Source organism: Brevibacillus sp. WF146 (assembly GCF_001673705.2).
Taxonomy (GTDB): Bacteria; Bacillota; Bacilli; order Brevibacillales; family Brevibacillaceae; genus Brevibacillus; species Brevibacillus thermoruber.
On record NZ_CP109943.1, the window covers coordinates 3,843,155 to 3,866,689 of the forward strand.

Here is a 23,535-nt window from a genome sequence, read left to right on the forward strand (position 1 = left end):
AACGCCGACAAGGAGGTGTAAAATGAAAAAAAATGTACGCGATGCCTCTTCGGTTCAGTCCGTTGACAGGGCTCTGTACATCTTGGAATTGTTGAAAGAGCATAACGACGGCTTGGGCATTACGGAACTGGCCAACCGCATGGATGTGGCGAAAAGTACGGTTCACCGCCTGCTGACCTCTCTGAAAAACCAGGGATACGTCAGGCAGGATCCGCTCACGGAGCGATATCTGCTGGGATTGAAGCTGATCGAGTTGGGTTCGATCGTGACGCAATCCCTGGAAATCCGCAAGATTGCCAAGCCAATCTTGAATCAGTTGGTGCAGGAAACGGGAGAAACCTCCCATCTGGTGATCCTGGAGGACGGAGAAGTCGTCTATATTGAGAAAATTGAAAGCCCTTACACCATCCGCATGTACTCGTTGATCGGCAAACGGGCACCGGTTCACTGCACCGGTGTCGGCAAGGCGATCATCGCCTACCTCCCGGAGGAGCAGGTGCGGCGCATCGTCGTCCAACGCGGATTGAAAAAGTTCACGGAGAATACAATCACGTCCCTGGATGACCTGCTCCTCCATCTGCAAGTGATCAGGGCCAACGGCTACTCCCTCGACAGAGAAGAGCATGAGCCGGGCATCTGCTGTGTTGCCGCCCCTATTCTCAATCACAACGGGGAAGCCGTGGCAGGGGTGAGCGTCGCCGGCCCGACGATGCGGATGAACGAAGAGAAACTAACGTTTTGCAAGGACCGTGTTGTTTTTTACGCTCGGGAAATCTCCAAACACCTTGGATACCGAGGGTAATTTTTTCACCATATATACGGAACGTTGTTCCTTAATGAGGAACAAAACGAAATGGAGGATGACACCATGAAATGGAAACGCATACTGTCAGGTTTGACTGCTACCGCCCTCATCGCCGCCCTCGTCGGCTGCGGCTCCAACAACGCGGCATCGCCGTCCGGCGGCAATGGCTCCCCAGGCGAGGGAGACTACCCGAAAAAGCCAATCGAACTCATCGTTCCCTATGCGGCCGGCGGCGGCACGGATGCGGTCGCCCGCGCATTTGCCGATTCAGCCAAACAGGTGCTGCCGCAGCCGATCGGGGTCGTGAACAAGCCCGGTGGCGGCGGGGCCGTCGGCATGAGCGAAGGGAGCAAAGCAAAGCCGGACGGCTACAAGGTCACCTTGGTTACCGTGGAAATGACAACGCTTCCGCCGCTGGGACTGGCTGCCTTTACCCCTGACGATTTCAAACCAGTCGCCCGGCTGAACGCCGACCCGGCGGCCATCACTGTGCGCGCCGACGCACCGTGGAACACCATCGAAGAATTCCTCGACTACGCGAAACAAAATCCGGGCAAAGTGCGCATCGGCAACTCCGGTACGGGTGCCATCTGGCATCTGGCTGCCTCGGCTCTGGAGCAAAAAACCGGCGCCAAGTTTAGCCACATCCCGTTTGACGGCGCCAATCCGGCCGTAACCGCCCTGCTTGGCGGTCACATCGAAGCGGTATCCGTAAGCCCGGCGGAGGTAGCGGCGCATGTACAGGCCGGCAAGTTGAAAATGCTGGGAGTGATGGCCGACGAACGCTTGCCGAAGTTTAAGGACGTGCCGACCTTGAAAGAAAAAGGCGTGGATCTGTCGATCGGCACCTGGAGAGGCCTCGCCGTGCCGAAAGATACGCCGGACAACGTGGTGGCCGTACTGAAAGAGGCAGCCAAAAAAGTGACGGAAGACAAGACCTTTACCGATGTCCTCGACAACATGAACCTGGGCGTGTCCTACGCTGATGATGCTGCCTTCAAAGAGGCGATTCAAAGGGACAGCGAACTGTTTACCAAACTTGTTGCCGATCTTGGCTTGAAAAAGTAAGAGAATTCGGACACGGGTAACCGCTACGCCCGTGTCCCGTAGATTGCGCGGTGTTTCCCATAACCCGCCCTTGCCTAGGAGGGTCAATCGTGAAGAAGGTTGATATCTTTGTCGGTTTGCTTCTGATCGTCCTGTCCGTTGCCACGTGGATCACCGCAGGAAATTTCCCGTCTGTCGGCGACACGGATGTGGGTGCGGGCTTCTTCCCCCGGCTGATCGCCTCCATCCTGCTCGTACTGTCACTCATCCTGATCGCTTCCGGATATCGCCGTCGGGGCGGTGGAGACGAGGAAACGGGACAGACGTCCTGGAAGCAAACGCTGCTCGGTTTTGTCTGTACCTTTGCGTTTCTTGCACTCATCTGCCTATGCGGCTTTTTTCTCTCCACGCCCGTGTTTCTCTTGGGGTTCATGTGGCTGCTCGGCTACCGCAAGCCGGTGCCGACCGTCGCTGTGGCCGTACTGGTGACGCTGTTTATCTATCTCGTCTTTGAAAAAGTGCTGCAGGTTCCCCTTCCTGCAGGCCTATTCTTCGAGTAAGGAGGGAACCGCATGTTGGACATGTTTCTCAACGGGATGAGCAACATTTTCACAGACCCTTTCGCGCTGGTGATGTCCATTGTCGGGGTGGCGGTCGGCATCATCGTCGGAGCGCTTCCTGGGCTGACGGCGACGATGGGGGTGGCGCTGGTGCTGCCGCTCACGTTCGGCATGGAGCCGGTGGCCGGACTGCTGCTGCTGTCGGGCGTTTACTTCGGCGGGGTGTACGGCGGTTCGATTACGGCCATCCTGCTCAAGACGCCGGGTACGCCGGCGGCAGCCGCCACCGCTCTGGACGGTTACGCCCTCGCGCAAAAGGGAATGGCCGGCAAGGCGCTTGGCGTCGCCACACTCTCCTCGTTTACCGGAGGAACGCTCAGCATCGTCATTTTGATGTTCCTCTCTCCCATCCTGGCCAACATCGCGCTGGAATTCAGCGCGCCCGAAACGTTTGCGCTGGCTGTTTTCGGTCTCAGCATCATCGCCAGCATCTCCGGCAAATCTCTGGTCAAAGGCTTGATCACCGGGATGGTCGGGCTGCTGTTGGCCATGGTAGGGCTTGACCCGATTCTCGGCTTCCCCCGCTTCACGGGCGGGATTGAGCAGATGATCAACGGCGTCCCCTTCATTCCGATCATGATCGGCTTGTTCGCCGCATCAGAAGCGTTCAAGTCGCTTTCGGAGATGAACGTAAAAGAGAAAGTGAAGGTGAAAATCGGGAAGATTCTCCCGACTTGGGCCGAGTTTCGCCGCCTGATCCCGACCATGCTCCGCTCCACCGGCCTGGGCACGTTTATCGGGATTATCCCGGGCGCGGGAGCGGATATCGCCGCGTTTGTCTCGTACAACGAAGCGAAGCGGTTCAGCAAAGACAAGGACGGGTTTGGCAAAGGGAAGATCGAAGGCGTGTCCGCGTGCGAATCGGGCGCCAACGCCTGCACGGGCGGCGCGCTGGTGCCGCTGCTTACGCTGGGGATTCCCGGCGACGCGGTAACCGCCGTCATGCTGGGCGCGCTGATGGTGCAAGGACTGCAGCCCGGTCCGCTGCTGTTTAAGAACAACGGCGACCTGGTCTACACCCTGTTCATCGGGATGATCATCTGCTATGTCATCATGCTCCTGATGGGATTGTTCGCCGCCCGCTATTTCGCCAGAGTGGTGGAAATCCCCAAGGAGATCTTGACACCGATCATTCTGGTGCTCTGCATCGTCGGTTCGTACGCGATCAACAACAGCTTTTTCGATGTCATCATCATGGCCGTCGCCGGTGTGATCGGGTACTTCATGCAAAAGTACGACTTCCCCGCTTCCCCGATCGTGCTGGCACTGATTCTCGGCCCGATGGCGGAAAGCCAGTTCCGCCGGGCGCTGGCGCTTTCCAACGGCAGCTACGACATATTTTACACGCGCCCGATCCCGTTGGTTCTCCTGCTGCTCTCTGCCATTACTCTCCTCACTCCGATCGTGAAAGGCGTATGGCAGCAGAGGAAACGCGCTCATCAATAACGCAGCTTTGGAGGAAACCAAGATGGACGTAGTAACTTTTGGAGAAACGATGGTGCTTTTCACCCCGGAAACCACGGGTTTCATGCGCTATGCCCACATGTACTCGCGCAAATTCGGCGGCTCGGAGACCAACTTTGCCATCGGGCTCGCCCGGCTGGGGCACCGCGTCGGCTGGATCAGCCGGGTGGGCGACGACGAGTTGGGCAAAGCGCTGCTTGCGTTCATCCGCGGCGAAGGCGTAGACGTGAGCCGCGTCCGGCTGGACCCGGACGCCCCCACCGGGATTTACTTCAAGGAAATCCGCAGCGCCAACGACGTCAACGTCTATTACTACCGCAAAGGATCGGCCGCCAGCCGCATGACGTCAGCCGATCTGGACGAAGACTACCTGGCCCAGGCCAAGTATCTGTTCGTCTCGGGCATTACGCCCGCGCTCAGTGACACCTGCCGGGAGATGACACAGGAAGCGATCACGCTGGCGAAAAAGCACGGATTGACCGTGGTGTTTGACCCCAACCTGCGCAAAAAGCTGTGGCCGGAGGAACAGGCCCGCGAGACGCTGCTGGCGCTCGCGGCTCAAGCGGACATCGTCCTGCCCGGCCTGTCGGAAGGGGAGTTTTTGTTCGGCGAAAGCGATCCGCTGAAGCTGGGACGGCGTTTTCTCGACCACGGTGCGCAGACGGTGGTGCTGAAGCTGGGGGAAAAAGGGGCCCACTATTTTACTCGGGAAACGAACGAATACATCCCCGGCTACCGCGTGGAGCGCGTCGTCGACCCCGTGGGCGCGGGCGACGGCTTTGCCGCCGGGTTTGTCTCCGGTCTTCTGGACGGCCTGCCGCTGGCCGACGCGGTCAGACGGGCCAATGCCGTCGGCGCGATCGTCACGCTGGTGAACGGCGACGTGGAAGGGCTGCCGGAACGGGCCGACCTGAAGCGGTTCACCGAGGAGCCGAATGAAGAAGTGATACGCTAATAATGGGAGGAGAACAGCCATGACGCTTTTGGACAAAATCATCGACAGCGGCATCGTCTCCGTAATTCGCGGGGCTACCCCGGAAAAAATCATGCCGGTCGTCAAAGCGCTCTACGAGGGGGGCGTCACCACGCTGGAAATCACCGTGGAGACGCCGAAAGTGCTCACGCTGATCGAGCAGGTGAAGGACGCATTCGGCGACAAGGTGGTGGTCGGCGCCGGTACCGTGCTCGATCCGGAGACGGCCCGCGCCGCGATCATGGCGGGCGCATCCTTCATCTTTTCACCGACCGTCCACCCCGAGACGATCCGCCTGACCAAGCGGTATGGCGTCATCAGCATTCCGGGGGCGCTCACTCCGACGGAAATCCTCACGGCGTACGAGCACGGTGCCGACGTGGTCAAAGTATTTCCGGCCAACGTGGTCGGCCCTCGCTACCTGCAGGACATTCACGGGCCCCTGCCGCACATTCCGCTGATGCCGACAGGCGGCATCGACCTGTCCAACGTCGCCGAATACATCCGCGCCGGAGCCGTCGCTGTCGGCGTCGGCGGTTCCCTGGTCAGCTTCAAGGAAGAAGTAAACGACGCCTACCTGTCCCAACTGACGGAAACCGCCCGTAAGTTCACAGAGGCCGTCAAACAGGCGAGATCCTAGGAAGCGAGTGGTATGTGGTGACAAAACCGCGCATCTTTATCCCCCACCGGATTGCGGAGAGCGCGTTAGCCCTGCTCGGCGAGCGCTGTACGCTGGACTACCGCGACATCGAGGAGAAGCTGGACGACGCCGCGTTTTTCGCCGGTCTGGAACTGGCGGATGGACTGATGATCTACTCTCGCCATAAAATCAGCGCGGACGTGCTGGACCGCGCTCCCCGCCTGCGAATCGTCAGCAATATAGCCGTCGGGTACGACAACCTCGATCTGAACGAACTGACCACCCGCGGCATTATGGCGACCAATACGCCGGACGTGCTGACCGAGACGACCGCCGACCTGACGTTTGCGCTGATGATGGCGGCTGCCCGCCGCATCCCGGAAGCGGATCGGTATGTCAAGGACGGACGGTGGAACGAGTGGCTCCCCAGCCTGATGCTGGGCAAGGACGTGCACGGCGCGGTCATCGGCATCGTCGGCATGGGAAGGATCGGCGAAGCAGTGGCGCGTCGGGCAAAAGGCTTCGGCATGCGCATTCTCTACCACAACCGTACCCGCAAAGAGGAGGCGGAACGATCACTGGGCGCGGAATACGCCGGATTGGACGATCTCCTTCGCCGCTCCGACTACGTCGTGGTGATGACCCCGCTGACTCCGGAGACAACCGGGCTGATCGGCGAACGGGAACTGGCATTCATGAAGCCGGATGCGATTTTGATCAACACTTCCCGCGGACGCGTCGTCGACGAACAGGCGCTGATCCACGCCCTTTCCGAGCGGCGCATCGCCGGCGCCGGACTGGATGTGTACGCGGTTGAGCCGGTGTCCAGAGACAATCCGCTGCTGAGCATGCCCAATGTGGTGACCCTGCCCCACATCGGCAGCGCCACCCGCGAAACGCGCGAAAACATGGCGCTGAAAGCGGCGCGCAACATGCTGGCCGGCCTGTTTGGGGAGCGGCCCGAGAATCTGTTGAATCCGTCCGTTTTCTCCTAAACACGCCAAACCGCACCGATTGTCGACATCGGTGCGGTTGCTTTTTTCCCAGAAAAAGACTGCTTTTGAAACAAATTTGTTGCTTCGCCTCAAAATGGTCCGGGCCTGCACGAGATTTGGCCTAGATTTGTCGGAACATCGACGGGCGGACCCTTCGACCGTTTTTTCCGCCCTTCCTCCGCCGTCTCCACCTCTAACGAACAGCGCCATCCTTCCATTTTTAGGCGACCGCGTGCAGCTTTGCATCGTACCAACCGATCACGAACATGGGACTGAACCGACGCGTTCGGGTGAAGATGTGCCTGCGCCTGCCCCGGTTTGAGCCGGCATGCGAAGGACCATGGCTGTATAAAATTTTTGGTCTATTCGATCATTTTCCGTCTAGCAGCATTTGGTAGAATGACACTGTCGCGATACGTCGACATCATTTGCAAGAAGGAGGAGGATCAGTGATGAAAAAGATCGTAACGGCCTCTCTCACGGCTGCCTTGATGTTGGGCGCCGTACCCGCAGCGCTGGCGCAAACGGAAGGACTTGCGGACCGGAATACGGCGGCCCATGGCGATGTGCAGGGCGAGAATGCCGCCGGCGGTGCAGCCGGGACGGCGGATGAAGCCGGCTCTGACACATCGGCGAGCACAGATGACCAATCGACAGCGGACACACACTCTCAAACCGAAAGCGATACAACAACCTCCCCCGCAACCACGTCCGATCAGTCCCCCACCACCCTGAGCGTCCAGGAAGCGGTGCAGTCCGCGGAAAAACTGAACGAACTCCGCCAGCAGTTGAAAGACGCGCCCGAGGTGACGGAGCAGGTGGCAGCCACGTACGAGGAGCTGGTCAACGCACTCGTCGACATCGCCGATCTGCCGCAGGCGATCGAGGTGCAAAAAGAACTGCTGGAGCGAACCTACCAGCCCGGAGATACCGAGCCGTTTCAAAAGTTGGGCCAACTGTACGCCAAGGCGAACGTGACGGATGTCAAAACGTTCGTCAACGGCGAGGAACTCACGATGGATCAGGCGCCGTTTATCGTGGGCGGACGAGCTCTCGTGACGGAGCGGGTCATCCGCGAGGCTTTGGATGCGGATGTGCGCTGGGATGAGGCCGCTGGCGCCGTCACCGTAACCCGCGGGGACCGCACGATCACGCTGTATGTGAACAAAAACGAAGCCGAAACGAACGGGAACAAGATCACGACCGACGCCATTCCCGTGGTGAAAAACGGCAGCCTCTACCTGCCGATTCGGTTCATCAGCGAGCAGTTGGAGGCCACGGTCGACTGGCAAAAAGACGGACAGATCATCATCATCGACGACAATCAGGTGGACGAATCGCAGACTGCGGGCTCGACCGCGCCGGACGCAACGAACCAGACGGGCGGGGGCACGTCGGGTACGGACAATTCCACGGGCAGCGGTACTTCGGGCTCGGATGATTCGGACGATGCGGCGGATACCAATTAGCGCAGGTAAAAACCGGACCTCTGACAGGTCCGGTTTTCTGTCGCTGCTGCACAGGCTTTTCCCCAGGATTACGCCTCCTGCTTCATCCGGTTGGTGAGACGGCCCAGCTTTTCGATCTCGATCGTCACCTCGTCCCCGTCCTTCAGCCACACCTGCCGCTCTTTGGGATAGCCGAGAATCACGCCCTCCGGCGTACCGGTCAGGATGACGTCGCCCGGCTCCAGGGTCATGTACCGGGAGATGTAGTGGACGATTTCGTCGCAGGGGAAAATCATGTCCGAGGTGTTGGAGTGCTGCCGCACTTCGCCGTTGACGATGGACGTGATCTCCAGATCGTTCGGATTGCCCACCTCATCGGAGGTGACCAGGTAGGGGCCGAGCGGACTGAAGCCGTCACAGCTCTTGCCCAGCAGCCACTGGCTGGTGCGCATCTGCAGGTCGCGGGCGGACAGGTCGTTTGCGTTGCAGTACCCGGCCACGTACGAGAGGGCCTCCTCCCGCTTCACCCGCTTCGCCCGCCTGCCGATCACGATGGCCAGTTCCGCCTCGTAATCCACCTGCTGCGATTCCGCGGGCAGCGTGATCTCGTCGTTGTGGGCAGCCAGCGTGTTGCTGAACTTGTTGAACAGCACCGGATATTCGGGCACGGCCATGTTGGACTCTTCCGCGTGCTTCCGGTAGTTCAGTCCGACGCAGATGATCTTGCCCGGCTCCGGAACGCACGGCCCGAAGCGCAGGGACGATTCGTCCAGGAACAACTGCGGCTCCCCCGACGACTCCATGCGGCGGACGTGGGCCGCCAGCGCCTGAAACGCCTCCTCCCCTCCCTCGAGAAACCGGCGGATGGTCTGCGGGACAGCCTCCGCTCCTCCGTGCCGCTCCACCGACGCGGTTACGTCCAGTACGCCGCGGTCCGTCTTGACGCCGAGCGCCAGGCCGCGCTCCGCATAAAAGGTCAAAAGCTTCATCGTGGTTCCCTCCGTCTGTCTTATGCCATTTTTCCAAACACGACCCCGCTGTCGATGTACAAGGGCGATCCCATCATCAGGCGGGACTCATCCGACGCCAGAAAAAGGGCGGCCTTCGCTACGTCTTCGGGCCGACCGAGTTCGCCGGTAAGCTGCCGTTTCCTGATGACAGCCAGCGCCTCGTCGGGGTTGTCGTAGGACGTCTGCAGGTACTGTTCCACGAACGGAGTGAGAATCGTGCCGGGCAGCAGCGCATTTACCCGGATGTTGTACGGGGCGTAATCCACCTGCATCGATTTGGTCAGGGCCAGGACCGCGCCCTTGGTGGCGGCGTAGGCAGCCCGCCGCATCAGCCCGATTTCGGCGATGCAGGAGGACATGTTGATGATCGAGCCTGCCCGCCGCTCCATCATGTGGGGCAGGACGTGCCTGCTGGGCAGAAAGACGCCCTTCAGGTTGACGGCCACCACCCGGTCCCACAGCTCCTCGCTGGTCTCGTGGACGGCACCCACTCCGGAGATCCCGGCGTTGTTGAACAGCACGTCGATGGCACCGAACGCCTTGAGCGCCTGTTCCACCATCGCCGCCACCTGCCCGTCGTCAGTGACGTCCGCCTGCAGGAACACGGCTTCACCGCCGGCTTGCCGAATCTCGCGGGCCGTTTCCTCTCCGCTCTGTGCGGAGACGTCGTTGACCGCCACGGCCGCCCCTTCCTGCGCGAACAACAGCGCAGTGCTCTTCCCGATCCCCGAGCCGCCGCCCGTGATCAGTGCCACTTTTCCCTTCAGCCTCATGCAATCGCCCCTTTCCGGCAATCCTTTATCCTGGAGAAAAGACATGACCGGCGCGCACGGAAAGCCGCCTGCCGAGATCGATGATTTCGTCCCGGGCCGCGTCCGCCTTTTCCATCCAACTGTTCTCCAGCATGGTAAAACTCACGGCGGCGATGATCTGTCCGTCGTGGTTAAACACCGGGGCAGCCACGCAGAAAAAGCCGGTCATCGCTTCCTGCTCGTCGCTGCCGTAACCCGACGCCCTGATTTGCGCAAGCTGGGCCCACAACTGATCGACGTCGCGGACCGTGTGCGGGGTCCTCGGCTCCAGCCGGTACTCGGGATAGAGCGCTTTCAATTCGGCGTAATCCAGTCGGGAAAGCTGCACCTTCCCCATGGCGGTGGCGTAGGCGGGCAGCTTCATGCCCGGATCCGTCGCCACCCGGAGCGGGCCGGAACACTCCTCCTTGGCCAGGTACATAATGTCCCGGCCGTTCAGCACGGAGAGCTGCACCGTTTCGTTTACCCGCCGGACGGATGCGCCCGCTTCGGCGTAAAACGCCTGCAGGATGTGGAACTGGCGAAAGTACGAGGCGGACAGCGCCCCCAGCGTCGGCCCCAGCGCGTAGGTCCCCCCCTTTTCCTTCACCACCCACCCCAGCGTCTCCAGCGTGTGCAGCAGGGAAAACATCGAGCTTTTGTTGATCTTCAAGCGGTTGGCCAGATCCATCAGCCGCAGCCGCGACGGTTCCGCGGCCAGCAGGTGCAGAATGTCGTTGGCCCTCTCCAGCGCGGGTACCCAGTACTTCTTGTCCATGAACAACCAGCGCCTTTCCTGTCGTGCCCATCGGTTTTGTATAATAAACCAGGTTTTGTAAAATGATTACCCTCATCATAGCACACGATTTTCTCCCCAAACAATCATCTTCTTTTGAAAAATTTTTTTATTCAGAAAACGGTTGCAATACCTTTTCCTCTTGCCCTATCATAAAAATTGCCAACTCCAATCCGATATTGTCGGATGTTGTTTTACATCATCAAACAAACGGGACGTTCTGCTGAACATGCCATCCCGTCGACTTCTTGCGCCCCGACATCCCGGTATCCCCCATCCCCCTGCGCTTTGCATACGGAAAGGAGGCTTGTCCATGTCCGCCTATCGCGCCATCATGATGCAGCCGCATGACAACGTGGCTACGGCCCTCGAACCCATTCCGGCAGACAGCCGCGTCACCGTCGCCTGTCTGGACGTGCAGCATACGGTGACGCTGCCGCATGCGATTGAATTCGGGCACAAGTTTGCCGTCCGCCCGATCGGAAAGGGAGAGGACATCGTGAAATACGGGGAGGTCATCGGGGTCGCCACCCGTGACATCGCCCCCGGCGAACACGTCCATGTGCACAATTTGGAAGGAAAACGCGGGAGAGGAGACAAGATCGCCCATGAAGCATGACACGACCTTTTGGGGCTACCGCCGTCCGGACGGCCGCGTCGGCGTGCGCAACCACGTCCTGATTCTGCCTACGATCACATGCGCCACGCAGGCGGCCAGGCAGATCACCGAACTGGTGCAGGGGACCGTCTCGTTTATCCACCAGCACGGCTGTGCCCAGGTGGGCGTCGACTACGAGCAGACGTTTCGCACCTACGTCGGCATGGGAGCCAATCCAAACGTCTACGGCGTCGTCGTCCTCGGACTCGGCTGTGAAACGCATCAGGCGCGGAGCGTAGCCGGGGAAATCGCCAAGACGGGCAAGCCGGTGGAACTGGTCTCCATCCAGGATCACGGCGGAACGCTGATGGCGATCGCGCAGGGTGCAAAAATAGCCGCCAAGATGGTGCAGGACGCGTCCGTCCTGCGGCGGGAGCCGTGCGATTTCAGCGAACTGATCGTCGGAACGGAATGCGGCGGTTCGGACGCCTGTTCCGGTCTGTCCGCCAACCCGGCCGTAGGCGTGGTCAGCGACATGATCGTCGACCTCGGCGGCACCTCGATCCTGGCGGAGACGACGGAGCTGATCGGCGCGGAACATCTGCTGGCCAACCGCGCCGTCGACGACAAGGTGGCCAAGCGCGTCTACGAAGTGATCCACGCCATGGAACAGCGCTCCATCCTGATGGGCGTGGACATCCGCACCGGCAACCCCAGTCCCGGCAATATCAAGGGCGGCCTCAGTTCGCTGGAGGAAAAGTCCCTGGGCGCGGCCAACAAGGCCGGCACCCGGCCGCTGCAGGAGCTGATCGATTACGCCCAGCGGCCGACCAAGAAAGGCCTGGTCTGGATGGATACGCCCGGACACGACATCGAGCAGTTGACCGGCATGGTGGCCGGAGGAGCGCAGGTGGTGCTGTTCACGACCGGACGCGGCACGCCTACCGGTTCGCCGATTGCCCCTGTGATCAAAATCGCCACCAACACGCCCATTTTCGAGAAAATGGGGGACAACATCGACCTGAACGCGGGCACGATCATCGAAGGAAAGGAAACGCTCCAATCCGTAGGGCAGCGGATTTTTGACGAGTTGGTCCGCGTGTGCTCCGGCAAGCTGACCAAAGCGGAAATCCTGAAGCAGCACGACTTCGGCATCTGGCGGATCGGCCCCACGTTCTAGCGGCCGTTTCCCTTTTTCAGCCATTTATTGAGAGGAGGAATCATCGTGAGCGTTCATACACAAGCGCAAACCTACCAGAACTACATCGGCGGCGAGTGGCGCCCGTCCGCGTCCAACCAGGTGGAGGCGAGCATCAATCCGGCCAACCGGCACGAGGTGGTCGGATACGTGCAAAAATCGTCCGCCGAGGACCTGAACCACGCGGTGGAAGCGGCCCGGTCGGCGCAAACCGCCTGGCGGAAGCTCTCCGGTCCCGCCCGCGGCGAATACCTGTACCGCCTGGCCGACGTGCTGGAGCGGCATCTTGACGACATCGCCGCGACCATGACGCGGGAGATGGGCAAAACGCTGCCCGAAGCGAAAGGCGAAACGGCCCGCGGCGTGGCCATCCTGCGCTATTACGCGGGGGAAGGCATGCGCAAAATCGGCGACGTCATCCCCTCCACCGACAGCGAAGGGCTGATGTTCACCAGCCGTGTGCCGCTGGGCGTCGTGGGCGTGATCACGCCCTGGAACTTCCCCGTCGCCATCCCCATCTGGAAAATCGCGCCGGCCATCGTCTACGGCAACACGGTCGTCTTCAAGCCGGCGCAGGAAACCGCCGTCACCGCCGCCAAGCTGATGGAATGCGTGGACGAAGCGGGGCTGCCCCCGGGGGTCGTCAACATGGTGACCGGCGCGGGCTCGGTCATCGGCCAGGGAATCGTCGATCATCCCGGCATCGCCGCCGTTACGTTCACCGGCTCCGATCAGGTGGGCAAGCAGGTGGGCCTGGGAGCGCTCGCCCGGGGAGCCAAGTACCAACTGGAGATGGGCGGCAAAAACCCGGTCATCGTCGCGGCCGACGCCGACCTCGATCTGGCCGTGGAGGCGACCGTGAGCGGCGGTCTTCGCTCCACCGGCCAGAAGTGCACGGCCACCAGCCGCGTCATCGTCCAGAGCGCCGTTTACGACGCGTTCAAGCAAAAGCTGCTGGAACGGGTGGCCGCGCTGAAAGTGGGCGACGGCCTCGCTCCCGACACCTGGATGGGACCGTGCGCCAGCGAACGGCAGATGCAGACTGTGCTCGGCTACATCCAAAAAGGGCTCGAAGAAGGAGCCGTACTGCTGTGCGGCGGAAAACGCGTGACCGCGCCCGGCCTCGAACACGGATTTTACGTGGAGCCGACTGTGTTTGAAAACGTCACGCCGGACATGACCATCGCCCGGGAGGAGATTTTCGGCCCGGTGCTGGCGCTGATGAAAGTGGACACCCTGCAGGAAGCGCTGCAGGTGGCCAATGATTCCCGCTTCGGACTCAGCGCCTCCATCTTCACCCGGGACATCGGGAACATGCTGGCCTTTATCCGCGACATGGACGCCGGCATGGTGCGCATCAACGCCGAGAGCGCGGGTGTGGAGCTGCAGGCCCCGTTTGGCGGCATGAAGCAGTCCAGCTCCCACTCCCGCGAGCAGGGGCAGGCCGCCATCGAGTTTTTCACCGCGATCAAGACGGTGTTTGTGAAAGGATAGAAACAAGCCAAGGGGAAGCCTCTTTCAGCTTCCCTTTTTTTCTGCCGTTTGCGCAACTGGCGGACCTTCATCAGGTTGCCGCAGATCTTGTCTCCACACCAGCGGCGGGCCCGGTTGCGGCTATGCATGGGGTATATATTGCGATTTAATAGCGAGGGGATAATAAACTGGAATCGCCAAGCAAAATTTTAGTGATTTCGAGCCTTTAATCCGATCCATTCGCCTAAAACAGTGCTGTCATAACGACTACAAAAAGAATTAACGCAACAAATAATAAGGCAAAAATAATGCCCCATAAAACTTCTTGTTTTTTATTATCGGCAGAGCGAATATGGAGTATTTTTTTTAAAGCGAACAAGCCGATCAAAACGATCAACCCGATAACAAATGTACCTATTGATGCGTAGTATAATGTTATTTCTTCTTGGGTTGCTATAATAATAGCTAGAACTGTTAGCCATATGATTGCATATATTGCAATTATTTTTGACATGATTTTGTCCATGTATTACTCCTTGTTATTGTTTTCAACAAATCCACATTTTTACTAAAGTAAAGGGAGGAAATGAACTGCCAAGCTATTTTCCTCCCTCTTTTTTATTTCCCAAGCTTATTTAATTTTTAGAGCGATCGTCATATGTTCCTGTTAATGCTTTTTCTACATAGAATGGTGTTCTTGGGTGTTTACGCATCGTACTATGTCCTCCAAACTCATCATCCCAAATCAGGAATCTAGTATTCATTTCTACTGGAGAATCACCGAAGTCTTCCTCTGGGTCATAATCCGAGCCAAGAGCTGAATCAATATTTACTGGACCATCTTCAATATCTCCGTACAAAGGATAATCTCCCGTTTTATCATAATACTTTTCATTTACATATTCATTCCAACTCGAATAAGTTTTTGTCGGTCCAACCCCTAGTCCAGTCTGATATATGTTTCTTATATCGCCAAAATCCCCAACCAGTGTATTATAGCTCGGGTTCCATCCAGCAAAACCAATAAGTGGTTTGCTGAAATCATTTTCAAACTTCCTGGAACCATTCCACAATTCACTATCATCTCTATCTAAATCTCCAAAAGGTGCCTGATCGCTTCCAAAATGCGGAGTCCCCAGGGTAACCACCCTTTCAACATCTGCGCTTCTGATATTCTCAACTAAATACCGAGAAACCAAGCCTCCCATGCTATGCCCAACCAGATTTACATCCTGCGTTGAACTACTGAATACACTATTCTTCAACTCACGAATAACTGAATTTAGATGGTTAGCTGCTGTTCTAACACAACCTGAAGTACCATCAGCGTTATATATAAATGTAAAAATATCTTCATTAGGGGTATACCCGTAATCAATAATTAACTTTGGACCAAGCTCTTCATCATCAACAATTCCAGTTATTGAATGAACATCAATATTTGAATATGTAGTTTCTTCATGAGTGCTATAGCTTTCTCCAGTTATCGTTTCATAAGAACGAATGGGTTCAGAGGCCCAAGGTTCATCGTATCCAATATGATACCATCTATCTTCGAATCCCCAAGTGTCAGCCCCTCCCAATAAGCCATGAACTAAGATAACGGGTGTCTTTCCAGACTGGGTGGTGACAGCAGTAGCAGTAGCTATTGTCTCATCCCCCTGTTCATACACATCTTCTATTTTATAAGTAGACTCCAATAAATGGGTGTTATCAACATCATCCGCTTCGCCATCCAGACTGATATCATCATCATATTTTACAGTCTTTGAAATTTTAAATGTCCCATCATCACTAATGCTCTCAGCGTCGATTTCTAGTGGTAAATTGTTAAGTTTTACTTTCCCCTTTTTCTTCTTGAATTTTCCTTTTTTAGCTTCTTTTGTTGGTACATATTCTGTAAAATCTTTGCTGGATAGTAAAACAAAAGTCCCTCCTCCTAGAAACTCAACCTCTATTGAATTTGTCCTTTTGGAATACTTTTGTTCCTTAATAGGTTCTAACTGAACTTTCTTTTCATTGTATTTATATAAAACATAATCTTCATTTTTTTCTTTCTCATTAACTGGTATCGACAGATTAAATTCTATATTTGGATCCAAACTTACAATATTGAAAGTTAGCGCACTCCTTATTTCTTGGGCTAACAGAACTGGTGTCTGACGGACAATTACTTTCTGAGGAACGTTTGAAATTCCGATCATTTCGCCTTTTATGCCAAATTCATTTTTTGGAAATGTGTATTTATGTTTCTCATCCCCATCCAACTTTTTGTTGTTGTTTTCATCAGAATTTAATGGATCCGATCCTAAATACGAAATTTCAATACCATCTTTAAGACCGTCTCCATCAGTATCTGCAACTGATGGTTTTGTTTGGTATTTAACTATTTCAACTTTATCATCTAAACCATCGCCATCACTATCTTTAGCATCTAATTTTGTTCCCAATTCCTGTTCTTCAAGATTTGTAAGTCCGTCACCGTCATAATCTTCATCACCATCTAATATCCCATTACCATTAGTATCATTGTTTATTGTGCTGGTAATGAACAATTCATTAAAGTCTGTTAATCCATCATTATCGCTATCCTGTTTAAACTCTATACTGTCAATAGTTTTTTGCTTCGATTTTGCATAAGCTTCAGGTGTCATCACCCCTTGGAAGAAAAATAATGTAACAAGTGATGCTGATAACGTTAGAATATGCATTTTCTTCATTAACATTATTAAACCTCCTATTTTTCAATTTTTTACCTTTACATTGGTATTATATTCTTATAATTTTTACATATCAACACTTTATATGTCATATTTTGGGTTTCATCTTTAATCGTGCTTGAAATTTTTCTATCGTAGTTTTCGTTTTTTATATGGCTTGTTTACGAATCTCTACAGTCCCAAAAGGTGCGCAGCCCAAACTGGTACGTCGCCTGCAATTCTATGAGTCCCTGATGCACCCTTTGTTCATATACATATTCCTCCCTTTCTACTAGACGCCCTAATTTCATCTAAGTAGCTTTCCCAATAGCCAAGCATTGCTCAGCGTGATATCCTTCAATAAATCTTTCGGTAACCCCAAAAGCAAAGCAAGCAAAAAAATAAACCACCAGCACTGAAGTGATCCCAAAAAGTTAGACAGTAATTTTAGTTAAGCCGCAAGTAAGGTTTGAGTTCGGTATTGCACTGGACTCAAGCCTTTTAATTTTGCCTTGATACGTTTGTTGTTATAGTAGTCGATGTATTTTGCCAACTCTTGTTTAAAATGCTCAATGCTTTCAAACTCTTGCATATATAATAATTCCGATTTCAGGATACCAAAGAAGTTCTCCATGACAGCATTGTCATAACAGTTTCCTTTCCGCGACATACTCTGCGTGACGTTCTTCTCTTTCAATGCATGTTGGTACTTGCTCATTTGGTAATGCCAGCCTTGATCTGAGTGAATAAGCAGCTCGTCTTCACTTTCGGGTACATAACTGAAGTCAAATAGCCGTTGACCTTCTTTGTCAACGGCTTGTCAAAAATCAATTGCAACGAGACTCCCTGTCAAGCGGACAACGCGTTCCTTCCTCCAGCGCCTCGTCGCTTTCCGGAAGCTGGCGGATCGACGCGATCAAGCGCGCGATCATCTCCCGCTGGCGTGCCGTCTCCGCGTCGTCCCACTGCCGTTCGTCGGCCATCAGCCTGACGACGCGCTCCGCCTGTTCTTCCGCCTTGTGCAGTTGAAAATAGGTCCAGCCGGTGCGCAGCCGCAGGAAGTCGACGGCGTGCACCGTCATCTCCTCCTCCACGGCGTATTGAATCTGCGCCCGCAGAAGCTGTTCGGGGGTAAGCGGCGGTTCCGGCAGCCGGTCGTAGATCCGCAGCGTGTTGGTGCCGTACGTGTCGAGCCACTCCTGCGCCGTCTCCCGGTCGACGCCTTTCTCCACCCCCAGCCGCAGCATTTCTCGCTTCCAGTCTTCATACCGCTCACGCCCGTTCCGCTCTCCGCCGCTGATCACAATCCGGTCGGTCGTGCAGCCGGGAAAGGATCGTCCTTCCCGCTCCCGAAGCGTCTGCGCCACCAGATCGACCACCTTCTCCGCCATCTTGCGGAAGCCCGTCAGCTTGCCTCCGGCGATGGTGATCAGTCCGGAAGGGGAATGAAACACCTCGTCTTTCCGCGACAGTTCCGACGGGCCTTTGCCCTCCTCGTAAATCAGCGGGCGCAGTCCGGCCCAATGGGAGAGCACGTCCCGCGGCTTCAGCCTGACATCGGGGAACATCGCGTTGACCGCGCGCAGCAGGTAGTCGCGGTCTTCCACGGTGGTGCGGGGCTGGTCGATGTCGTGTCGGTAGGGCGTGTCGGTCGTGCCGATGTAGGTGATCGTGCCGCGCGGAATGACGAACACCATGCGCCCGTCCGGGGTGTCAAAGTACGCCGATTGCGCCACCGGCAGGCGGTCGTAGGCGACCACCAGATGGACGCCTTTCGTCAGATAGAGGCGCTTGCCGGCAAGCGAGCCGTCCAAGCGGCGCAATTCGTCCACCCAGGGGCCGGCGGCGTTGACGACGCATGTGGCGTACAGATCAAACGTCCGGCCCGACACGCCATCCGCCACGCGCACCCCCGTCAACCGGCCGTTGTCGTAGAGAAACTGGCGCGCTTCCGCGTAATTGACCGCCCGTGCCCCGTGTGCCACAGCCGTCTTCATGATGTCGAGCGTCAGGCGGGCGTCGTCCGTGCGGTATTCCACGTAGAGTCCGCTTCCTTTGAGCCGGTCCCGCTTGAGCAGCGGCTCCTGCCGGATCGTCTCGTCGCGGCTGAGCATTTTCCGCCGTTCCGTGCGCTCCACGCCGGCCAGCAGGTCGTACAGGTAGAGGCCGACCGACGAGGCCAGGTAGCCGTAGGTTCCCCCTTGGTAGATCGGCAGCAGCATCGGGGCGGGAATGACCAGATGGGGGGCGTTTTTGTACAGGATGGCCCGTTCTCTCCCTACTTCCCGCACCAGCTTCACTTCCCCCTGCTTCAGATACCGGAGCCCGCCGTGAATCAGTTTGGTGGAGCGGCTGCTCGTCCCCGAACCGAAGTCCGCCTTTTCCACCACGCCCACCTTCATGCCGCGGACGCTGGCGTCCAGCGCGATGCCCGCACCGGTAATCCCGCCGCCGATCACGAGCAGGTCAAGCGTCTCCCCCGCCATCTCCTGAAGTACAGCCAGCCGGCTGCTCGCTGAAAAATTCATTTTCACACAAAAGCCTCCTCTCCGGCAGGACGAAGCCTCCCTGTTGCAGCCGCTTCGCCCGCGCCGGTTCTTCTCACGCGCTCCATGTTTCATGCCGAAAAAAACCCCCCGTGAAAAGTGCGGCCTGCCGTCATCAGACAAGCCGTCCTTTCAAGGGGGTTCTCCTGTTCTCTTCCCTTTTTCCTATTCACAAGAAGACTTACACGAAAACTACGTCCACTAAAACCACAGGTCTTTGGTGCCGACCGACACGGCCAGCGCCCCTGCGGCAAGCGCGTCGTCAATTTCCTGCTTGGTGCCGACCAGTCCGCCGGCGATGATGGGCAGCGGCGTCAGGCCGGTCATCTCCTGGATCACCCTCGGCATCACGCCGGGCATCACTTCGACCGCGTCCGGCATGCTCTGCTCCACGACCTTGATGCCTTTGATCACGGCGTTGCGGTCGATCAGAAAGATGCGCTGAATCGCCATCAGCCCCATCTCCTTGGCGACCCGAATCAGGTTGCTGCGGGTGGAGATGATGCCGGTCGGCGCGATGTATTGGGCCACGTACGCCACGCCGCTTTTGTCAGGGGCGATGCCCTCGATGAACTCCATGTGCAAAAAGACGCATTTGCCGGCCTGCTTGATCCGGTCCACCAGTTCCTTGATGTTGAAAATCGAGCCGGTCAACAGAAAGACGATATTCACGTCGCTTTTGATCGCGTCGTCCACATCGGCTTCCGATTGAACCGCGGCGATGGTCTGGTGTTCGACAAGATCGACAATAGGATACATCCGTTACCCTCCAGGTCAGGTTGGTTGCTCCTATTATACCACTACTTTCTAAATGTTCACAATTTCTTTAATACTGTTTAAAATATAGCGCGGACGGTATTCGCTCCGCTCAGCCATCTCCCTGGTGGAGATGCCGGTCAGCACGAGGACGGAATTCATCCCGGTGTCATTGCCCATCTTGATGTCCGTTTCCAGCCGGTCGCCCACCATGTAGCAGGAAGCGTAGTCCAGCCCCAGATGGCGGACGGCCGCTTCCGCCGCGATCGGGGAGGGTTTGCCCACCACGAGGTCGATCGGCCTGCCCGTCGCCCCTTCCAAAGCCCCGATAAACGCGCCGGTGTCCGGGATTTGTCCGTCTTCCAGCGGGCACGTCCGGTCCGGGTTGGACGCGATCACCTTGGCTCCCCGCACCGCCGCCTGGTACAAAGCGTTCAGCATCCCGTAGCTGAACTGCCGGTCCCACGACAGGACGACGTACTGCACATCGTGCGGGTCGTCGCTCATGACAATGCCGTGCGCCGCCAGCTCGTCACGGATCGGCTGCTCCCCGATGACCAGCACCCGCTCGCCCGGCTGCATCACCCGCTGCAGGTACCGGGCCGTGATCAGCGAAGAGTTGAGCACGTCGTCCACCGTTGTAGGGATGCCCATTTTCGTCAGCTTCTCCGCGTAGGACTGGCGGGTGGCGATCGGCTTGTTGGAGAGGAACACCACCTTGTCGCCGCGCGCCCGCAGCGTCCGGATCGCCTCCGCCGCCCCCTCAATCAAACGGTCCCCCAGATAGACCGTACCGTCGAGGTCAAAGATAAACCCTCTCATTGTCCGTTCTCCTTAGTACAGTTGGTCTTTGGTCAGTTTTTTCGCCAGGGACTGCAGCGCGATGACAATGGCGATGATCAGGATCGCCATCGCCGAAGCGGTGTAGTACTCGCCGCGCAGCAGGTTCTGAAACACGGCCAGGCTCATCGGCGCCCAATCCGTCGGAGCGAGCAGGAGCGAGATGCTGGTCTCCTTGATCACCGTCACGAACACCAGGATGGCGCCCGCCGCGATGCCCGGCAGCATCAGCGGGCCGATGACCGTAACCGCCGCCAACAGGTTGGAGGCGCCCAGGTTGACGGCCGCTTCTTCGATGTCTTTGCGGATCGCCATCATCGAACTCATCGTCGAGCGAATCATGTACGGCATCCGCCGAATCGTGTAGGCGACGATCAGCAAGAGGGCGGTGCCGGTCAATTTCAGCGGCGCCGTATTAAACGTCTGGATCAGCGCAATCCCCAGGGAAATCCCCGGCACGATCAGCGGGATCGACGAGACGAAGTCAAGCCCGCCGGAGCCGCGCCGCACCACGAAGTACGAGACAAACGTGGCGATCACGACGCTCAGCACCAGCGCTCCGGCCGCCAGCACCAGGCTGTTCACGATATTTTTATGCGACGTGCTGAAGATGGTCAGGTAGTGCTTCAGCGTGTAGCCGTCGGGCAGGGCGTGATGCCCCCAGGTGGTCGCCAGCGACGAGAGAAAGACGGAACCAACGGCCAAAAGCGGCACCAGCATCACCAGGAAGGTGTAGATAGTGAGCACGGCGACGACCCCTTTGTGGTCGTTCAGCTTCTGCCGCGTCGGCTTGCCCGAGATGGTGCCGTACTCCTTCCCTTTGACCACCAACCGCTGCAGCCAGAAAAAGAAGGCGGCCACCAGCAGCATGATCACGGTCAGGACGGCCGAGCCCGCCCAGTTGTAGAAGCCGGCGATCTCGCGGTACGCCTCGACCACGATCAGGTTCAGGTCTTTGGGCGCCAGAATGATCGGCGTGCCGAAATCGGAAAAGCTGACGGTAAAAATCAGCAGCATGCTGGAGACGATCCCCGGCACGGCCAGCGGCAGCGTCACCCGCAAAAAGGTGTACCAGCCTTGCGCCCCCAGGTTTTGCGACGCTTCCTCCAGCGTCAGGTCGCTGATCTTGAACGCCGCCACCATCGGCCAAAGCGCGTAGGGAAAGAAGAAAAAGACCTGTACCAGCACGATTCCCAACATCGACTGCACGTCAAACAGCACGCCTTCGCCGCCCAGCGACCGGTAGATGTGGTTGACCCACCCGGTCTTGCCGAACATCAGGGTAAACGCGTAGGACGAGATGAACGTCGGCACCACCAGCGGGATGGTGCAGAGCGCGGCGAAGAACGGCTTCCACGGCATGGTGGTGCGGGCGAAGGCGTAGGCGATCGGCAGCACCAACACCGTCACCAGCAGCGCCACCCCCGTGCTCAGCTTCAGGCTGTTGACCAGCGCGGCGAAGTACCCCGTGCCTTCAAACAGCGACGAGTACGCGTCCAGCGACAGGTGAGAGAGCTTCTTCAGCGTGGACGACAAAATTTTCTGACTGGTCAGGCTGCCAAACAGGTTGACCGGCTCTCCCGTCAGGCTGACGAGCAGGATGGAAAACAGCGGGACCAGCAAAAACACAAGGAAAAAGAGATAAATCAACCATTTCAGCACGGTAAAGCCGTTGAAGGTAAAGGAGTGCCGCTGTTTCATAGGATCACCACGACATTCGGATCGATTGCCAGCTTCACGTTCGTCCCCGCCGGCAGCAGCGGGCTGCCCGCTTCGAAGGTTTTGTCCACTTCCACCTGCAGCTCGCCGACCTGCACGTCGTAGCGGATGGTCGAACCCAGATAGGTGGACATGGAGATCGTGCCTTCCAGCAGGTTGTCTCCCGTATCCACCTGCGCCCCGTCCGCAAACAGTCGGATGCTTTCCGGCCGGATGATCACGTCCACTTCGCTGCGGTTGGTCGGAAACGCGGAGCGAATCACCCCGTCGCCGACGAGCTGCAGCACGGTGCCCGCCTCGCCGGACTCCTTCACCGTCGCTTTGAAGATGTTGGACGCGCCGACGAAATCGGCGACAAACGTGGAGGCCGGTTGGCTGTACAGGGCCGTGGGCGTGTCCACCTGCACCAGCCTGCCGCCCTGCATCACGGCCACGCGGTCGGCCATGCTCATCGCTTCTTCCTGGTCGTGGGTCACAAAGATCGTCGTGATCCCCACTTTCTGCTGGATGCGCCGAATGGTGACGCGCATGCTGTTGCGCAGCTTCTTGTCCAGGTTGGACAGCGGCTCGTCCATCAGCAGGACGGCCGGCTCCATGATCAGCGCCCGGGCCAGCGCCACGCGCTGCTGCTGGCCGCCGGACAACTGTCCGGGCAGGCGGTCGGCGAGGTGGCCCAGTTCGACGAAATCAAGGGCGTCGCGCACCTTTTTTTCGGTGTCCTTGTCCACTTTCCCCAGCTTGCGGTTGAGCATGTGGGCCAGCACGGACAGCTTCGTGCCCAGGCCGCCCTGGTAAAAGCGGCGCACCTGCAGGCTGTAGGCGACGTTTTCAAACACGCTGAGATGGGGGAACAGCGCGTAGCTCTGAAACACCATGCCGCAGTTCCGCTGGTTGGCGGGCACATGGCTCACATCCCGCTCCCCGATGAAAATCTTTCCCGCGGTGGGGCTTTCAAAACCGGCCACACAGCGCATGGTCGTCGTTTTTCCGCAGCCGGAAGGGCCCAGAAGGGCGAAGAATTCGCCCTCGCGAATCTCCAGATTGACGTCTTCCAAAGCAGTGATTCCGTTGAATTGTTTATGCAAGTGTTCGATTCGAACCGACCCCATCCAAGAGC

General features: G+C 57.5%; 21 protein-coding genes and 2 pseudogenes. 11 read left to right on the forward strand and 12 right to left on the reverse strand.

The features are described 5' to 3' along the window. Positions 1-22 precede the first annotated feature (22 nt). The 8 genes from A6764_RS19000 to A6764_RS19035 all read left to right on the forward strand — a co-directional run bounded on the left by A6764_RS19000 (position 23) and on the right by A6764_RS19035 (position 8,013). Positions 23-802: an IclR family transcriptional regulator gene (locus A6764_RS19000; protein WP_065067854.1), complete on the forward strand. Its 780-nt coding sequence runs from the start codon at positions 23-25 to the stop codon at positions 800-802. Between the two features lie 66 nt (positions 803-868). Then, the gene (locus A6764_RS19005) at positions 869-1,873 is read left to right on the forward strand and encodes a tripartite tricarboxylate transporter substrate binding protein (RefSeq protein WP_264622332.1); all 1,005 of its coding nucleotides are present in this window, start codon (positions 869-871) and stop codon (positions 1,871-1,873) included. Between the two features lie 89 nt (positions 1,874-1,962). Next, positions 1,963-2,412: a tripartite tricarboxylate transporter TctB family protein gene (locus tag A6764_RS19010; protein WP_029097888.1), complete on the forward strand. Its 450-nt coding sequence runs from the start codon at positions 1,963-1,965 to the stop codon at positions 2,410-2,412. A 12-nt stretch (positions 2,413-2,424) separates the two neighbouring features. Then, positions 2,425-3,918 (forward strand): tripartite tricarboxylate transporter permease, encoded by a 1,494-nt coding sequence (locus A6764_RS19015; protein WP_264622333.1) that lies wholly within the window; start codon positions 2,425-2,427, stop codon positions 3,916-3,918. A gap of 22 nt (positions 3,919-3,940) precedes the next feature. Then, entirely contained in the window at positions 3,941-4,891 is a 951-nt protein-coding gene (locus A6764_RS19020; protein WP_065067848.1) for a sugar kinase, read from the forward strand. A gap of 19 nt (positions 4,892-4,910) precedes the next feature. Then, positions 4,911-5,549 carry a bifunctional 4-hydroxy-2-oxoglutarate aldolase/2-dehydro-3-deoxy-phosphogluconate aldolase gene (locus tag A6764_RS19025; protein ID WP_065067847.1) on the forward strand — a complete coding sequence of 213 codons (639 nt, stop codon included), beginning with the start codon at positions 4,911-4,913 and terminating at the stop codon, positions 5,547-5,549. A gap of 14 nt (positions 5,550-5,563) precedes the next feature. After that, positions 5,564-6,544, forward strand: coding sequence for a 2-hydroxyacid dehydrogenase (locus A6764_RS19030; protein ID WP_319800793.1), 981 nt, complete (start codon positions 5,564-5,566; stop codon positions 6,542-6,544). Between the two features lie 452 nt (positions 6,545-6,996). Next, positions 6,997-8,013, forward strand: coding sequence for a copper amine oxidase N-terminal domain-containing protein (locus A6764_RS19035; RefSeq protein ID WP_065067846.1), 1,017 nt, complete (start codon positions 6,997-6,999; stop codon positions 8,011-8,013). A 68-nt stretch (positions 8,014-8,081) separates the two neighbouring features. Here the strand turns inward: A6764_RS19035 and A6764_RS19040 are convergent, their stop codons facing one another. Genes A6764_RS19040 through A6764_RS19050 form a run of 3 tightly spaced genes read right to left on the reverse strand, consistent with a single transcriptional unit; the run spans position 8,082 to position 10,571 of the window. Then, positions 8,082-8,981, reverse strand: a complete 900-nt coding sequence (locus tag A6764_RS19040) for a fumarylacetoacetate hydrolase family protein (protein WP_065067845.1) — start codon at positions 8,979-8,981, stop codon at positions 8,082-8,084. 20 nt (positions 8,982-9,001) lie between these two features. Further along, complete coding sequence (locus tag A6764_RS19045) at positions 9,002-9,775, reverse strand: SDR family NAD(P)-dependent oxidoreductase (RefSeq protein WP_065067844.1); 774 nt, start codon at positions 9,773-9,775, stop codon at positions 9,002-9,004. Positions 9,776-9,800: 25 nt separating this feature from the next. Then, the gene (locus A6764_RS19050) at positions 9,801-10,571 is read right to left on the reverse strand and encodes an IclR family transcriptional regulator (RefSeq protein WP_035301024.1); all 771 of its coding nucleotides are present in this window, start codon (positions 10,569-10,571) and stop codon (positions 9,801-9,803) included. Between the two features lie 331 nt (positions 10,572-10,902). On the opposite strand from A6764_RS19050, the gene A6764_RS19055 reads away from it, so the two are divergent. From A6764_RS19055 to gucD, 3 genes are read left to right on the forward strand one after another with little or no spacing between them, the layout of a single operon-like run. Further along, positions 10,903-11,208 (forward strand): UxaA family hydrolase, encoded by a 306-nt coding sequence (locus A6764_RS19055; protein WP_035300834.1) that lies wholly within the window; start codon positions 10,903-10,905, stop codon positions 11,206-11,208. Continuing rightward, positions 11,198-12,367, forward strand: a complete 1,170-nt coding sequence (locus A6764_RS19060; RefSeq protein ID WP_065067843.1) for a UxaA family hydrolase — start codon at positions 11,198-11,200, stop codon at positions 12,365-12,367. The genes A6764_RS19055 and A6764_RS19060 overlap by 11 nt, the downstream gene beginning before the upstream one ends. A 45-nt stretch (positions 12,368-12,412) precedes the next feature. Next, entirely contained in the window at positions 12,413-13,879 is a 1,467-nt protein-coding gene (gene gucD / locus A6764_RS19065; protein ID WP_044897912.1) for an alpha-ketoglutaric semialdehyde dehydrogenase GucD, read from the forward strand. A gap of 53 nt (positions 13,880-13,932) precedes the next feature. Here gucD and A6764_RS19070 read toward each other — a convergent pair. The 9 genes and pseudogenes from A6764_RS19070 to A6764_RS19110 form a co-directional block, all read right to left on the reverse strand. Further along, a pseudogene (locus A6764_RS19070) lies at positions 13,933-14,007 on the reverse strand (CGNR zinc finger domain-containing protein); the annotation flags it as partial. Between the two features lie 95 nt (positions 14,008-14,102). After that, complete coding sequence (locus tag A6764_RS19075) at positions 14,103-14,384, reverse strand: hypothetical protein (protein ID WP_029097907.1); 282 nt, start codon at positions 14,382-14,384, stop codon at positions 14,103-14,105. 109 nt (positions 14,385-14,493) lie between these two features. Beyond that, positions 14,494-16,584: an esterase/lipase family protein gene (locus A6764_RS19080; RefSeq protein WP_065067842.1), complete on the reverse strand. Its 2,091-nt coding sequence runs from the start codon at positions 16,582-16,584 to the stop codon at positions 14,494-14,496. A gap of 424 nt (positions 16,585-17,008) precedes the next feature. Beyond that, positions 17,009-17,317 (reverse strand): annotated as a pseudogene (locus tag A6764_RS19085) (IS3 family transposase); the annotation flags it as partial. 67 nt (positions 17,318-17,384) lie between these two features. Next, a complete protein-coding gene (locus tag A6764_RS19090; protein WP_083989879.1) occupies positions 17,385-19,085 on the reverse strand; it encodes a glycerol-3-phosphate dehydrogenase/oxidase in 1,701 nt (566 codons plus the stop codon). Between the two features lie 219 nt (positions 19,086-19,304). Continuing rightward, positions 19,305-19,862 (reverse strand): glycerol-3-phosphate responsive antiterminator, encoded by a 558-nt coding sequence (locus tag A6764_RS19095; protein ID WP_065067840.1) that lies wholly within the window; start codon positions 19,860-19,862, stop codon positions 19,305-19,307. Between the two features lie 48 nt (positions 19,863-19,910). Further along, entirely contained in the window at positions 19,911-20,681 is a 771-nt protein-coding gene (locus tag A6764_RS19100) for an HAD-IIA family hydrolase (RefSeq protein WP_065067839.1), read from the reverse strand. A 12-nt stretch (positions 20,682-20,693) separates the two neighbouring features. Continuing rightward, positions 20,694-22,400 (reverse strand): ABC transporter permease, encoded by a 1,707-nt coding sequence (locus A6764_RS19105; protein ID WP_029097912.1) that lies wholly within the window; start codon positions 22,398-22,400, stop codon positions 20,694-20,696. Further along, a complete protein-coding gene (locus tag A6764_RS19110) occupies positions 22,397-23,527 on the reverse strand; it encodes an ABC transporter ATP-binding protein (protein ID WP_065067838.1) in 1,131 nt (376 codons plus the stop codon). The genes A6764_RS19105 and A6764_RS19110 overlap by 4 nt, the downstream gene beginning before the upstream one ends. Positions 23,528-23,535 lie beyond the last annotated feature (8 nt).